A 16,077-nucleotide genomic window follows, 5' to 3' on the forward strand; every position below is an offset into this window, starting at 1 on the left:
CTCTAGCTTTTTACATGGCGCCAAGGCTGGGCTTTTTTACCTTGTTGCGTTTTTTTGATGGATTGTGTGAGAGAATTTATATGATGTTTTCGATCGCCTGCCAACTGCTGCAACGGTTATTATTGCTGGTGGCTCGCAGTATTTTTTTGCGGATTTTAGTTTCGATCGAGATGCTTTTAGCTCTCATCTCGTAGTATCCCGGGGTGAATTCCCTACACTTTTGACTCCTAAAATTGACTTGACAGCTATTGCCAAATTGCTGAGGTTCCAAGTTTCTTCGCTATGTGTAAGTTTGAGGTATTGCGTGAAGTTTTTGGCGATCCCGAAGGTTAGCGTACTCGCGTTGTGTTGGCCTCAAGCGGGCGACATCGCAGTCGCGGATACTAAGCCAACGCCCGATCGGTCGGTTCTTTTATTATAGGACGCAAATCCGATCGCAACAGGCAACGCCAAAAGAATCTGAAATAAAGGATGAATTCGGTTTTTAGGGCAGCATATAGATGCGATTATCCCTATCGCTTGCCCCTAACTCGACCTGTTTTCCTCGTTTCTCTGTTCTGAATAAGCTAAACTGAAAAGCCGAATAGCTGACAGGCATTTTCGGTTGTCTGCTGGGACAAAGTTAAGAGAGAAACTCCTCTCAATTTAGCAACTTGCTCGGCTACATAGTAGACGTAGGCTGGTTCGTTGCGTTTTCCCCGCTGGGGTACGGGGGCGAGAAAAGGGCAATCTGTCTCGACTAGGATGCGATCGCTATTTACCATACAAGCTGATTCTTGTATTTGCAAGGCGCCTTTAAAGGTGACTGTTCCGCTAAAACTGATGTAGAAACCTAGGTCTAAAAACCACTGGGTTTCTTCGGGTGTGCCTCCCCAGCAGTGCATGACCCCGCGCACTGGCCCGCGTGTTTGCCAAAAGTTCCTCAGCATTTGGGCCATTGGGGCGGCGGCGTCGCGACAGTGGATAATGACTGGTTTGTCAAGTTCCTGGGCGATTTCAAGCTGTGCCTCAAACACTTTAAACTGGTGTTCTCGATCGTCAGCTTTATAAAAGTCCAGTCCGGTTTCGCCGATCGCCACTACCCTAGAGTCCGAATTCGCTAATTCCCTTATCTGGCTCGCAGTCTCGTCTTTCCACTTGTCGGCATCTAGGGGGTGGAGTCCCACTGCAAACGAGACTTCTGCAAACTGATTGGCGATTGCTTGAATGCCGGCAAACTCTTCTGGCTCTACACAAGAATGAACCAGCCGAACTACACCAGCTTCGCGCCAGCGTTCTCGAATGGCTTCTAACTCCGATTTGTAGGTCTCAAAGTTGATATGAACGTGAGTGTCGATGAGCTGCATGGGGGAAGCAGATTAGAGGTGATACGGGAGAGTCCTGATGGGATAGGGCGAGGGGGGAGTGAGAGAGTCTGGGAGTTGGAGTGGCAGAGAGTGTGTGGGAAAAATCTTCCGTCTTCCGTCTTCCGTCTTCCTTCTTCACGCTTGACTTCTTCCCTCAACATCCATCCCTTAAATCTTGTAAACTGCTTCGCTGCCGAACTTCCTTCTTCCTTAAGATGCTACAGATACTTCGTGCGGCTTGAGGGTTCTTGCCAAGCGGGACTTTTTGCGATCGCCGTTGTTGCGGTGGAGTACACCTTTTTTGACAGCTTTGTCGATTTTGCTGTATGCCTCAGACATTCGCTGCTGGACTTCTTGCATTAATTCAGGACTCGGAGCTGCGGCGTACTTGTCAACAGCCGCGAAATACTTCTTCATCAGGGTTTTGACCGCTGACTTGTAAGATTTGTTGTACAAGCGGTTGCGTTCGGCGATTTTGACTCGTTTGACGGCGGACTTAATATTTGCCATAGTTCAGTTGCTGGAAGTAGGTATTCATTGATACACCCTAGTCTAAAGACTGTCTAAAGACACGGGGATTTTGAAGGACAAGCTTTTCGGGATCGAGCCACAAAAAGCTTGATTTTTAAAGGCTGATTCAGACAGCCACTACCCACTGGCTCAGATTGAGCTGAGTCTGCGGCTACTTTTTTGCATCGATCCCGAATACGATCGTCGCGCAATAATTTTTTATTGACTGATTTAACTGCCTATTTTTTACCCTGACGATACCCAAAGGTATGACACGGGTGTTAAGGAGGCGTGTTGCGGGGTTACCACCGTCACCAGTTAAAGTCACGGTTTCTTGCGCGCAATTTTCAATTGTACAATAATTTGGCGTTTTTTTATAAAAAAATTATCAGGTGTGGGAAAAACTAATATAGCATCTATTCTGCTTAAAATCGCATTCCCTGAAAAATCCAAGTTAAGCTATAACAAAGAGTACGGGTTATTTGGGCTTCTTGCCGAAGCACTTACCGAAGGTAGAAGGCAAAAGGCAGAAGGTAGAAGGTAGAAGGCAGCCGGAGCAGAAGGTAGAAAGTAGAAGGCAGAATCAAAATTCTCCCGCTCGGACACTCTCCCCCTCGGATAATCTCGGGCTCGGACACTCTCCCCCTCTGCGTTCCAACCCTCTCCCTCCGCACCCGGCTCTCTGTCGGGCAATTTCTAAGGAAGGTTGTGACTTGTTCTCAGTGTGGCAAAATCCTCGACAGAGATTTAAACGCTGCACTGAAGCGGGGAAAATGCCGCGAGTCTCGCGGTTTAAGTTTGTGGACTGGTGGTCGCCGACTTCTCCAGAATATCGCCACAAAAATTCCCAATTGTCAAGCAAATGTTAGTGAATTATTGACGGCATTCCTAATCTCCATGCTGCGAATCATTACTCAGTGGGTTGAGGCACAAGCTGAACTGCGACGGATCTGCGATCGCACCCATGACGAACTTGTCGTTCACAAAGAAGCCACCGTGCGGGAGGTGCTGCAAGCTGTAAGGCGCAGAGGCGATAAGGCTGTGCTGCACTACACTGCTGAATTTGACCGCATGACTTTAAATGTGGAAGATTTACGGGTGAGCGGCGCCGAATTGGATGCTGCTTACCAACAGGTGTCGAAAGAATTATTAAATGCAATCCGCACAGCTTGCAAACAGGTAGAGGCGTTTCACCGACAGCGCGTACCCAAGTCTTGGGTGCAGTTTGGTGATGATGAGATTGTTTTGGGCAAGCGCTACACTGCGGTCGATCGAGCGGGAATCTACATTCCTGGCGGTCAGGCATCCTATCCCAGCTCGGTGATCATGAATGCGGTTCCTGCGAAGGTCGCCAAGGTTCCGAGACTGGTGATGTGTAGTCCCCCCGGACAGGAAAAGAAAATGAATCCTGCGGTGCTCGTAGCGGCTCAGGAAGCGGGAGTTAATGAGATTTATCGGGTAGGCGGGGCTCAGGCGATCGCGGCTTTGGCCTACGGTACGGAAAGTATTCCCAAGGTGGATTTAATTACTGGACCGGGGAATATTTACGTCACCCTGGCTAAAAAACTGGTTTACGGGACTGTGGGGATCGATTCTCTGGCGGGGCCCTCGGAGGTGTTGATTATTGCTGATGGTTCGGCGAATCCTGTACACGTAGCTGCGGATATGTTGGCTCAAGCTGAGCACGATTCGATGGCGTCGGCGATTTTGCTGACGGCGGATTCGGTGCTGGCTCGGAAGGTAGTGGCTGAGGTGGAACGACAACTGGTAAATCACCCGCGCCGGACTTTAACGGAAAAGGCGATCGTCAACTATGGTTTAGTCGTGGTAGTTGACTCGCTCAAAGCGGCGGCGGAACTGTCTAACGAGTTTGCTCCCGAACACTTGGAATTGCAAGTTGCAGATCCCTGGGCTTTGCTCGACCAAATTCGCCACGCTGGGGCGATTTTCTTGGGCTGCTCGACGCCGGAAGCTGTAGGTGATTATTTGGCGGGCCCGAATCACACTTTGCCGACTTCTGGAGCTCCCCGCTATGCTTCGCCGCTGGGGGTGGAAACTTTTATGAAGCATTCGAGTTTGATTCAATATTCGCCGGCGGCACTTAAGAAGGTGGGTAAAGCGATTAATGTTTTGGCCCAAGCAGAGGGGCTTCCTTCTCACGCTGATTCGGTGCGGCTGCGGACTGAAAATGATGAGGATGCAGAATTTTAGCTTCTAGTTGGTAGATTTTAGATGGTTGGTGCTGGTGGGAAAAGAAAGATTGTTGCAAGTAGGCAACAATCTAGGAATCTCACTTTCTTGAGAGCTAAAATCTCATATTGAAGTTAATAACTTTTACTTGCCACCGACATCGTGAGGGTGAAAATGACACGGGTGGCGCGGTGCTTCCCGACCAAAACGCCCAGAGAAAAACTAATCGGGGTCGCTGGCATCAGTCATGGCTGTTTGCGATTGGGGAGAGAGTGCCTGCTGCTGGCAGCGTTCCCAATAAATTTTAGCAACGCGATCGCCCTGATTCTGACGCCAACACTCGGAAAACAGTCGCGTCGCTTCAGCCACATTCCCTTCCAAGTAAATTGCCCTCGCTTCCGCAAACAATTCCAGCGTAGCTAACTTGCCCTCTTTAATTTCTAGCGGATCTGCATCAAACACCTCATAAACCGTCACCGCTTCTGATTTTCCCTTGACTTTTACCGTATCGAGAGTGCGGATTGCGTACTGGGATGGATTTTCTAAACGCGAGTAAGTTTCCTGGGTAATTAATAGCGACACCCCATAATTTTTCGTCAAACTTTCCACGCGAGAAGCTAAATTCACCGCATCGCTGATTACCGTCCCGTCCATGCGATTTTGACCGCCCACCGTTCCCAGCATCAAAGTTCCAGTATTGATGCCAATCCCAATCAGAATCGGCGCACAGCCAAAATTAGCGCGATTTTGATTGTATTCAACGAGACGGTGCAGCATCGCAATTCCGGCTTTCACCGCATTATCCGCCTCGCCGCTAAACAGCGCCATAATCGCATCGCCAATATATTTATCAATAAACCCGTTATTTTCATTAATGACGGGTTCCATGCGAGAAAGATAGGAATTGATAAGTCTGAAATTATCCTCCGGCGTCATGCTTTCCGAAAGCGTGGTGAAGTCGCGAATGTCGGAAAACAACACCGACATTTCCAACTGCACCTGATCGCCTAATTCGACATCAATAATGCTTGATTTCTCTAAAAACTGGAGGAACTGATTGGGGACGAAGCGCTCGTAAGCTTTGTTGAGTTGGAACAATTCATCGGTAAATCTAATGCGCTCTGTTTCGGCTTTTTTACGCTCCGTGATATCTTGAAAGGCTACAATTGCATAAGAAATGTTGTCCTTTTCATCATAGATGGGAGTACCCCAAGCCTCGATCGGAATAATCTTGTCGCCCTGGTGGATTTCCATATCCTCAGCAGTAGCGCTTTCCCCTTTCAACGCCCGCGCAGTAGGCAATTCTGCAGACGGATATTCCTGCTCTGTTCCCGCTTGATAGATTTGATAAACCTCGGATATTTGCTCGCTGGTGACTGCCGGAAGAACTCCTTTACCTAATAATTGGATAGCAGCGCGATTATTATAGTAAGGTTTGCCAGAAGCATCCAGCACTGACACCCCGACTGGGATTGCTTCTAAAAATTGAGCGAGCCGGTTCTCACTTTCGCGGACTTGTGTATAAAGTTGAGAATTTTGAATCGAGATAGCTGCTTGTCCAGATAACACTTTTAATAGTTCCACTCTTTCTGGCGTAAAAGCTCCTGCTGTCAGATTGTTTTCTAGATAAACAATACTGACAATTTGAGCTTGGTTAATTAGTGGCACGCAGAGAATTGATTTGGGCTGATTTTTTTGGATGTAGGGGTCGTTGGTAAATTGTCCCTCTCGAACAGCGTCATCCAGTACCACGCTTTCTTGAGTACGAGCCACATAATTAACAATTGCTTCGGAAAGTTCCTGACAATCTTCAACTAGAATTGACTGCAATACGGTGACTTTTTGGGAAGTTATTGCCGCTATTGCACTATCATGCGAGGCTTCGCTAAGAGCTTCAATTAATAGCTTTCCCTGGCTTGATAAAATTAGATAGCCTCTTTGCGCCCCTGCACTTTCAATCAAAATTTTCATCAAGCTAGACAGTAACTTATCCAGCACAATTTCTCCAGAAATTGCCTGAGAAGCTTTCATCACTGTGGTAATATCTAAGTTATTACCCGAACCAGTGGTCGTCACTGTTGCGGTATTTTTAGTGTTTTTATTTCCCGGTTGAATTGATATCAATAACTGGGGATATCGCGTTTCTAAATCTGTTACCTTAGCAGTGGCTCCCCATTGAACATAACAATAATATGCCTCAATCATGTAGAGTTGGGCAAATTTTTCTTTACCCCATTCTAAATAAAATTTTGCTGCTAGTTCGTTGGCAAGGGCTTCTTCGTTGAGAAATTGATTTTCATTAGCTCCAGCAATGGCGCGATCGTACATTTCAATCGCCTCAGCTTTATTGCCCAAAACTCGATGTTTTTCGGCCTCAACCAAATACCATTTATGCAGATGATTCATCGGAGCATTTTGCGCCCACTGTTGCAGAGTCGTTTGATGGGCTTCCGCCTGAGTAATAATTTCAGCTTGCTCGGTTTCTGGCTGTGTGGAAAATAGCGCCAAGTATGTTAGGGCTGCATAAAAATGGAAAGCGGCAACAAAAATCAATCCCGATAATGCCATTAAATACGGCTTGGCTTGGCAAATATGGTTTAAGGCAGCCGGATAATTGCCCGATAAATAGGCAAGCAGCAGTTTGGAGATGTATACATCAGCGATCGCGGTGAGTTCATTGTCCTGATGGTGCTTAGGAATCATCACCGTTTCATCGTAAGCAGTTCCGATTAAGCAATCCGACAGAATACCGGCTTGCCTCAAATTCTGCACCGTCTGCAGTTTCATATCCAAAAAAATCTGAGCAGAATATTGTTTCAACTGCGCCATGTCAGCCCTGTAATCTGCTAGTTCGGGTTCCCAAGTCTCTAGTTCTACCCCACCCAAAAATTTGGCGTGAAAGTAATTGATTATGCTGTAGCCAGCGTAACCCAAATCGCCAATTTCCATCCCAACCGTATAGCCATCTTTCAGGGTTAATATCGCGGCTCTCATAGCTTCCTGATGATGCTGCATAAAAGCCCCAAACATCATCAGAATGATGGAATTGAATTCCCGTGAAGTGAACCTCTCCAGCAAGCTTAGTGCCAATCGACCAAAGCCATAGCCTGTTTTTACCTCTCCCAAAAAACCACACAACACCATACCGTGAATTGCATACCCCACGCTTGATGCGGGTGCATTCCCAAAGGAGAGCGATAAACTCACCATCGTCGAGCTAAGCAGGGGCAGCAAACCGGGCATTCCCATGAAAATCGGTGCCGGTAACATTCTTAACAGTTGCATAGCTGCTTGAGTCTGGGGATTTGTCATCAAAGGCAGATCCGCCAGTTCATCAATCTGTTTCTCGTGGAGCAGGCTGTTCAGGGTTTGTAGCGCTTTGCCAATCAAGGCTCCGTCAGGTTCGGTGGGGAGATCGATTCCCAATAGTTGCAGGGCCTCTCTACCGACTGCGATCGCCTCCAACATCTTGCCTTGGGCTGTCTGGGCGGCGATTAAAATTTCGTAAATTTTAATTTTGTCTAAAATCGTCTTAGCTTCTTGCAACACCAGTTCTGCCATTTGTTCCATGCCTTCAAGGTCAGCATTCAAATAGGCGGCTTCGGCAGCAGCAATATAGAGATTCAAGGTCAACTCATACTGAGTTTGCCAGCAGTTAGCCCTCAAGAGATCGATTCCTGTTTGCAGATAGATATTGGCCGCAGCGTAGGCGGTAGAATTTCTTGCCTTGCGTCCGGCTTCTAAGTTAAGTTGTGCTAAGGCTTCCCGCTCGCTTGGCTGGCTGATTAATTCTTGCCCTAAATTCAAATGCCCGACAATATCAAATAGTTTTTCCTCTCTTTCTATGTCAGAATATTTGTGTAGGAATAACTGTCCAATTTTGAGATGAGTGGCTTGTTTTTGGTTTTCGGGTATTAGGGAATAAGCTGCTTGCTGGACGCGATCGTGCAGGAACTTATAAATCGGATTAGCCACAGGCCCATGAGGGAATTGAGCATCTCTTTGAATTAAATCATAGCCTTCTGCAATCAGTAAAATAAGCCCTTCTTGCAAGGCTTCCCACAGCGCTGATGCGGTTGGTTGGGGTAATTCTTCGTTGACTATTGCCAATGTCTCTAAATCAAACTGCGCCCCAATGCACGCGGCAAGTTTGAGAACATCCTGAGTTTCTGTGGGCAACTTCTGCAATTGCACCGCCATAAACTCCACCACATCCGAGGCATGGGTAAGTCTAGCTTGAGCAATATCGCACTGCCACCCCCCTTTACTTCCCCCCTTAGTAAGGGGGGATTGAGGGGGGTCAAAAATAATTTGACCATCTTCATACAAAGCCTTGAGGAATTGAGTCGAGAAAAAGGGATTTCCTTGAGTTTTTTCATAAACCAATTCTGTTAAGGCCCCGGCCAAGGATAAATTACAAATCAGCGTATCTGCTACCAACTGATTCAGATATCTTTGGCTCAACGGTTCCAGCGTAATAGTATTCACTACTGCCCCAGACTTAACAATCTCATCCACTGTTAACATAAACGGATGAACAGGGGAGACTTCATTATCTCGATAAGCGCCCAATACTAAGAGATGCCCCCTATCCTCCATCAACAGTTGTAATAACTTCAAAGATGCCGAATCCGCCCACTGCAAATCGTCCAAAAATATCACTAAGGGATGTTCGGCAGTAGTAAATACTTGCACAAATTTCTGCATCAGCAGATTGAAGCGATTTTGTGCTGCACTCCCCGACAGTTGTAGCGCGGGACTTTGAGCGCCAATGATGCGTTCTAACTCAGGAATTACGTCAATCAAGACTTGCCCGCTCTCGCCTACTGCTGTGAGAATTAGGGTTTTCCATCTGTGTAACTGAGCGTCACTTTCTGATAACAATTGTCCCATTAATTCACGAAATGCTTGCACAAATGCACTGAAGGGAATATTTCGCCCAAATTGATCGTATTTGCCTTTGATAAAATAGCCCCGCTGTCTGGCGATCGGCTTGTGCACTTCGTTCACTACTGCGGTTTTACCAATGCCCGATAAGCCAGCGACTAGCATCATTTCGGCGCTACCTGTACTGACTCGTTCAAAGGCTGCTAAGAGATTAAAAACTTCTGTTTCCCTGCCATATAACTTTTCGGGAATTAGGAAACGATCTGTAATATCCTGCGTTCCTAACGCAAACGTCTGAATGTTATTGGTTTCTTGTAATTGAACCAGACAAGTTTCTAAATCATGCTTTAAGCCTAATGCCGTTTGATAGCGATTTTCGGCATTTTTTGCCATTAGTTTGCTGACAATTTGAGACACAATTAGGGGAATTACTGGCTCAATTTCGTGGGTGGGTACTGGCTGTCTGGCTATATGGCAGTGAACCAATTCTAAAGCGTCCTCTGTCTCAAAAGGCAGTTTTCCTGTGAGTAATTTATAGAAAGTGACGCCAAGCGAGTAAAAGTCAGTGCGGTAATCGAGAGTGCGATTCATCCTGCCAGTTTGTTCGGGCGAGATATAAGCGAGAGTTCCTTCCAAAACTCCGGGGTTTTTCACTATCGGTGTTTCTCGGCTTAGCTGAGTGGAAATGCCAAAGTCGATAATTTTTAATTGTTCCGTTTCCGGGTTGTAAACAATATTCGAGGGGTTAATATCTTTATGGATAATATTGGCTCTGTGAATTTGCCCTAAAATTTCAGTGGTGGCGATCGCAATTTGTAAAAATTCCTCCAGAGTAAACTTTCGCTGCTGCATCCAAATTGTCAAGGATTCGCCGCCAAAGTCCTCCACAAACATCACGAGGCTGTTTTGGTATTTTTGCAAGTCATAGACTCGCACGACTCCCGCCTCTTTCAACTCTTGGGTGATGCGGTATTCGGTGCGGTAGCGCAGCAATTCTTGAGGTGTGGGGTAGCTTTCTTTGAGAAGTTTGAGGATAATCGGCCTTTGATCTGCTTCCCGAATCGCCCGGTAAACTAGAGAGTTGGCGCTTTCATAGAGAAGTGTCACAACCGTAATGCCTGGAATCGAGAGCATATTGATTTTTTTGCTAAAAATTAACGCTAAGTCAAAAGGCACCAGCTTTGTCTAGAGCATAGCGCGTTACAAAAGCAAAAATAAGGTTTGTTAACAAATGTTGAGTTTTTTGGGTAATAGCCTGCAAATACTTTGTGGTAGCCCCGATTTCGATCGCCTGATTTGTAAGGTGCACCAACAGTCGATCGCACTTTTGCTTTGATTTCCAGCCCACATTACGCAGGCTGGGGTTTTACACACCATAATTACACACAAAACTCTATTTTTAACATAATAAATTATGAGTTTAAAACGTTTTTTATCAGTCAATGTACGGTATAAAACTATAAATTATAGCTTTATTAGTGGCTAAAAATAATTAAGAACCGATCGTGAATGTTGAGAATGAAGAATGTGGGTTTCAGGTATAGCAACCGCCCTGATGGTGACGACGTTCTTAATCGCTAAGTCTACGCCGCAGTTGACCGCACTGACCAGCCAATACCTTAAACTTATAATTGTCAGATACGTGCTCTGCCAGCTAAAAGTTAATGAAACTAGCCTTCTTTCCTATACATGGTGCTGCAATGCTAGCGATCGCAGCCACTATTTTGAGTACAGCGGTGGTACAAGGACAACCCATTGTTCCCGCACCCGATGGAACTGGCACTACTGTCACGCCAAGCGGCGATCGCTTCAATATTACAGGCGGCCAAACTTCTAGAGACGGAGCGAATCTTTTCCACAGTTTTCAACAGTTTGGGCTTAGCGAAGGGCAAATTGCTAATTTCATCTCTAATCCGGCTATTCGCAACATTCTGGGTCGGGTAGTAGACGGCAATCCTTCTATTATCAACGGTTTAATTCAAGTAAGTGGCAGCAATTCCAACCTGTTTTTAATAAATCCTTCGGGCATTATCTTTGGCCCTAATGCTAGCTTGAATCTTCCGGCGGCTTTTACAGCTACTACTGCTACTAACATCGGTTTTGATTCCGGTTTGTTTAATGTTGCAGGAGCGAACGATTACAGTACCTTCATAGGAAGTCCGAACACTTTTTACTTTAATCTCAGCCAACCGGGAAGTATCCTCAATGCAGGTAATTTAGCAGTATCGCCTGGACAAGATATAACTTTAATTGGCGGTACTGTAGTCAGCACGGGTTCCCTCAATGCTCCCCAAGGTAATATTATTGTCGCTGCTGTTCCCGGTGAGAATGCTATACGGCTTAGTCAAGAAGGACATTTATTAAGTTTAGAAATTGGGGTTGTTGAAGGGGGATTGTTAACACAGAATGGGCAATTATCCCTGCCTTTGTCTCTTCCGCAATTGCTTGCTGGCGCAGGTGGGAACTCTGCTACTGGTATCTCCGTTAACGGTGCAGGAGAAGTGGTTTTGACGGCGGGTTTGAGGGTGGAAAGCGGAGATGTGGCGATCGCTAGTTCTACTGTTAATAGTCAGAATGCTACACTCTCGGCAGCCAGTAATCTCACTTTGGTAGAAAGCCAGCTACTTACTGAGGGCAATTTGTATCTGTTGGCAGGAGATACGGTGCGGGTGCGGGATGGCAGTTATCCTTTCAGGGCGATCGCAGGCGGCAATCTTACTATACAAGGTAATCAAAATATTGATATCTTCGCGCTAAATTACCCTAACCCTGCATTCCAATCCGCAGGGGATATCGCATTATTGAGTAACGGCAATGTTTCGGGCGATGCTCACTTCGCTGCGGGAGGTAATGTTAGTGTTCTCACATTGGCAGGCAACGGCGGCAGGTTTGTGAGTTTGTACGACCCGATTATTAGCTCCGAGGGAGATGTGAGATTTGGAGATTATACTGGAAGCTCACTTAAGGTAGAAGCAAAAGGCGCGATCGCGGCTGGAGATATTAGTATCACTGGGCCAGATACTACTTTGTCAAGTTCCGCAGATCCAGATGCGGCCGTGCTTTCAGGTAGTGCAGCTTTAATTCTGCGATCGGGCGTTTCGACTTTGGCGAATGCTGCGAATCTGCCGCCGAATGTCACCGCAGGGGAGACATTTTTTGCTTCACCGGGTGTTGCTTCGGGCAATAGCATCGGAGTGGGAGCGATTTCGACAGCAGGCGGGCCTGTGATTTTGGAGTCTGGAGGGGACATTGCGCTGGATGCGATCGCCACTTCTGGGGGTAATATTACCCTCAAAGCTGCCAACGACATCGCCGTTACAGGCACTCTTCAGTCTACTGGCGGCAGTATTGACCTCACGGCTGGCAATCTTCTCACAGTCAGTGGCACTTTTACAGATAGCAGCGGTGTAAATGCGAGCATTTCCAGCGCTAATAATGGCATCGGTGGCGGCGCGATCGCGATCCGACACGCGGGGAGCACGATTACACCTTTTATTGTCGGCGATGCGACAACGAATGGGACGGCGGGAGCCATTACATCAGGTTCCGAAACAATTTCGGCGCAGTTCGCGGTGCCGGTGCCGCCTAGCACTTACACTCAGGGCAATATTGCGATCGTTACTTCCGCGCCATCTCCAACGCCGGAACCGACACCATCTCCAACGCCGGAACCGACACCATCGCCAACACCGGAACCGACACCGGAACCAACACCATCTCCAACATCGGAACCGACACCATCTCCAACCCCACAACCAACACCGGAACCGACACCATCTCCAACGCCATCGCCTACGCCGGAACCGACACCATCTCCAACCCCACAACCAACACCGGAACCGACACCATCTCCAACACCGGAACCGACACCATCTCCAACCCCACAACCAACACCGGAACCGACACCATCTCCAACATCGGAACCGACACCATCTCCATCACCTGCGCCATCTTTAATACCAGAACCAACGCCATCACCTGCGCCATTTTTAATACTAGAACCAACGCCATCACCTGCGCCAATTCCACAAGCAATACCGTCTCCGATATTGATTGTGCCCTCCATTGCGCCTGAAATGCTAGCCCCGATGCCATTATCTACTCCGACACCAACTTTATCTCCGTCTCTTGGTGCCGCCTTCCCCTTACCGGATATCTCAATTACCAATACGATCGCCCAATCTGGCAACCTGAATATCATTAATAGAATTGAATCTCTTTTTAACTACAGATCCGATTGGGTAAGCGAAGTTGTCCAAACGGCATCGCCTCTAAGTAGAGTTAGCTTTAGCGATCTCACACGACTGATCGATAGAGGCGATATTCCTCAAGCCAGTTTCTTTATCGATATCTTTTATAGCGAACAAGTGGGGTCATACGTCAACCAGGAAATCAGGCGGGATTTGCAATCTTTTACAGCCATACAGCAAAGAACTAGAACGATCGCCAACCAAACTGGTAAAAAACCAGCCATTATTTACGCCTTAGCCCGCCCTGAACAATTAGACCTGATCGTCGTCCCCCCTACGGGCATCCCAATTCATAAAAGCATTCCCACCGCCCGGCGCGAAACTTTGATGAAAGTCGCCGCCAGCTTCAGGTCTGAACTTCTCGATCCCATACAACGCAATACTCAGAGCTATTTGCCAGCATCCCAACAACTTTACCAGTGGATAATTGCGCCCTTGGAAGCTGATTTGAAAGCTCAGGGCATCGATACGCTAGTTTTTAGTATGGATGCGGGGTTGCGATCGCTTCCCTTAGCCGCCCTCCATGACGGTTCTCAATTTCTAGTAGAAAAATACAGCATCGGACTCATTCCCAGCGTCAACTTAACCGATACTAGCTATGAAAGTGTTAAAAATGCTGAAGTTTTAGCAATGGGAGCATCACAATTTACCAATAACCAACCCTTGCCAGCAGTGCCTGCAGAACTTAATGCTATTGCCTCCGAATGGAAAGGCGAATCATTCCTCAACCAAACCTTTACTCTCAATAATCTTACGTCACAACGCACCGCCCAAGCCTATCGGATTATTCACCTCGCCACTCACGGAGAATTTAAGCCAGGAGCACCGAGCAATTCTTATATTCAGTTATCAGATAGCAGGTTAACACTCGATCGCGTGCGCGAACTAGGGTGGAATCAGCCGCCTAAAGTTGAGCTATTGGTGTTGAGCGCTTGTAAAACTGCTGTGGGTGATAATGACACCGAATTAGGTTTTGCGGGGTTAGCTGTGCAAGCGGGGGTGAAGTCAGTTTTGGCGAGTCTTTGGTACGTCAGCGATGAAGGTACTTTAGGGTTAATGGCTGAATTTTACCATAACTTGAAAGTTGCGCCGATTAAAGCTGAAGCTTTGCGGCAGGCTCAAATTGCTATGATTAAAGGTCAAGTTCGCATTGAAAATGGTCGTTTAATTTTGTCAAACTTAAATAAGGAGTTAGAATTACCGCCAGAATTAGCTAAACTGACTAATGAAAATCTCTCCCATCCTTATTATTGGTCTGCCTTCACGATGATTGGGAGTCCTTGGTAATGTCATTGCGAGGAACAAAGCAATCGTAAGGAATTTAGGCGTAGCTCGCAATCAGATGCTAGTTAATGAAGTGTAGGGACAAAGGCTTTCGCCGTGTCTCTACGCGGATAGAACGATAGGCGGGGGTACTTCATAAACGTGGAATCTGCTGTAAGTTCTATTTGAGTGAAACCTATAAAACTCAACAATTAAAGAGGTTGCATAATGATACGGGCAAAAAATGTTTCAACTCTAGTTTTTATTGAGTCAAATGTTGAAGATTATCAGAGTTTAATTAGCGGCGTTTCTCCAAAGGCTGAAGTAATTATCCTAGATGAAGCGCGGGATGGCATTGAGCAAATTACCGAAAGGTTAGCAATTGAAAAAAATATAGAAGCAATCCACATCATCTCTCACGGCAGTCCAGGTGCGGTACAACTCGGTTTAATTACACTCAATAGCAGCAATATAGAAAGCTTCGGCCCTCAACTCGAACAGTGGCGCAAAGCACTAATTCCCGGTGCCGATATTCTCCTGTATGGGTGTAACGTAGCGGCTGTTAATCAGCCCTGGCGAATAAAATTCGCGGCTATACAAACGAAGTCCGTCTACGCGGACTATGGAATTTCAACCCGCGCAGGCGGGTTTAGTTTGTGCAGTAGCGGTTTTAACCGCCCAGTTGAAAGTGCTACAAAACCCACAAAACCTAACCAATTCCTCCAACGCCTGAGTGAGTTAACTGGCGCGTCGGTGGCAGCTTCCAAAAAGCTGACGGGAAGTGCTGCAAAAGGCGGCGACTGGGAATTAGAAGTTAGAACCGGAGAAATTAAAACACCGCTAGTATTTGAACCCGAAGTATTAGCAGCTTACGAATATGTTCTCTCAACTTTCGGCGCTGCAACAAACTTTGGCGTGGAGACAAATCCCTACGGTATTGCTACGGGTGATTTTGACCTGGATGGCAAACCCGATCTAGCTGTAACAAACCAAGGATCTAACACTGTTTCCATCCTGTTAGGAAATGGCACTGGTGGCTTTAATCCCGCGCCTATTCCTACCTTGGCAGTGTCAAATCCCACCTTGATCGCCATCGGCAATTTTAACAACGATAATTTCCCTGACTTGGCAGTAGGGGGTAGCGGCACTAGCGGCGCCCTCTCAAGTTTCTTAGGAAATGGTACGGGCGGTTTTAGCAGCCCCACTCCATTTGCAGCACGCCCTGTATCGCTTGTCGTTGGGAATTTTAACGGCGACAACTTTTCAGACGTGGCAGTAGCCGTTTTCAATCCTGGCCAAACCTCTGGCGCTGTCCAAATTTTTCTGGCAAATGGCAACGGCAGCGGGGCATTGAATTTGAGTACCAACTTAACGGTGCAGTATGCATTTCCGGCTTTGGCTGTCGGGGACTTTAACGGAGATGCCAAAGTTGACCTAGCTGTGGTGAACTATGGTTCTAGCAATGTCTCTATTCTGTTAGGAAATGGTACTGGCGACTTTGGCAGCGCTACCAACTTTAGTGTGGGCACAAATCCAAATTCCATAGCCGTAGGAGACTTTAACGGAGATGCCAAAGTTGACCTAGCTGTGGTGAACTATGGTTCTAGCAATGTCTCTATTCTGTTAGGAAA

The 16,077-nt window shown here is 46.9% G+C and carries 6 protein-coding genes; 3 read left to right on the forward strand and 3 right to left on the reverse strand.

Annotated features, from left to right (window positions below):
* Positions 1–566: 566 nt before the first annotated feature.
* Entirely contained in the window at positions 567–1,346 is a 780-nt protein-coding gene (locus QUA02_RS20880; RefSeq protein WP_333030319.1) for a TatD family hydrolase, read from the reverse strand.
* 210 nt (positions 1,347–1,556) lie between these two features.
* Entirely contained in the window at positions 1,557–1,856 is a 300-nt protein-coding gene (rpsT, locus tag QUA02_RS20885) for a 30S ribosomal protein S20 (protein ID WP_333030320.1), read from the reverse strand.
* Positions 1,857–2,753: 897 nt separating this feature from the next.
* Here rpsT and hisD point away from each other — a divergent pair.
* Positions 2,754–4,067: a histidinol dehydrogenase gene (gene hisD / locus QUA02_RS20890; RefSeq protein ID WP_333030336.1), complete on the forward strand. Its 1,314-nt coding sequence runs from the start codon at positions 2,754–2,756 to the stop codon at positions 4,065–4,067.
* Positions 4,068–4,268: 201 nt separating this feature from the next.
* On the opposite strand, the gene QUA02_RS20895 is transcribed toward hisD, so the two are convergent.
* On the reverse strand, positions 4,269–10,067 hold the full coding sequence (locus QUA02_RS20895; RefSeq protein ID WP_333030321.1) for an AAA family ATPase: 5,799 nt from the start codon (positions 10,065–10,067) through the stop codon (positions 4,269–4,271).
* 566 nt (positions 10,068–10,633) lie between these two features.
* Here QUA02_RS20895 and QUA02_RS20900 point away from each other — a divergent pair.
* Positions 10,634–14,470 (forward strand): CHAT domain-containing protein, encoded by a 3,837-nt coding sequence (locus QUA02_RS20900; protein ID WP_445305191.1) that lies wholly within the window; start codon positions 10,634–10,636, stop codon positions 14,468–14,470.
* A gap of 204 nt (positions 14,471–14,674) precedes the next feature.
* Positions 14,675–16,077 (forward strand): DUF4347 domain-containing protein (locus tag QUA02_RS20905; protein ID WP_333030323.1); only part of this gene is annotated, 1,403 nt, incomplete at its 3' end.

Source organism: Microcoleus pseudofavosus SVA1_A4 (assembly GCF_036700565.1).
Lineage (GTDB): Bacteria > Cyanobacteriota > Cyanobacteriia > Cyanobacteriales > Microcoleaceae > Microcoleus.

Excerpts from the sequence above, each read along its gene's own strand:
- rpsT (WP_333030320.1), bottom strand. The coding sequence starts at position 1,856 with ATGGCAAATATTAAGTCCGCCGTCAAACGAGTCAAAATCGCCGAACGC.
- QUA02_RS20900 (WP_445305191.1), top strand. The coding sequence starts at position 10,634 with ATGCTAGCGATCGCAGCCACTATTTTGAGTACAGCGGTGGTACAAGGA.
- hisD (WP_333030336.1), top strand. The coding sequence starts at position 2,754 with ATGCTGCGAATCATTACTCAGTGGGTTGAGGCACAAGCTGAACTGCGA.
- QUA02_RS20895 (WP_333030321.1), bottom strand. The coding sequence starts at position 10,067 with ATGCTCTCGATTCCAGGCATTACGGTTGTGACACTTCTCTATGAAAGC.
- QUA02_RS20880 (WP_333030319.1), bottom strand. The coding sequence starts at position 1,346 with ATGCAGCTCATCGACACTCACGTTCATATCAACTTTGAGACCTACAAA.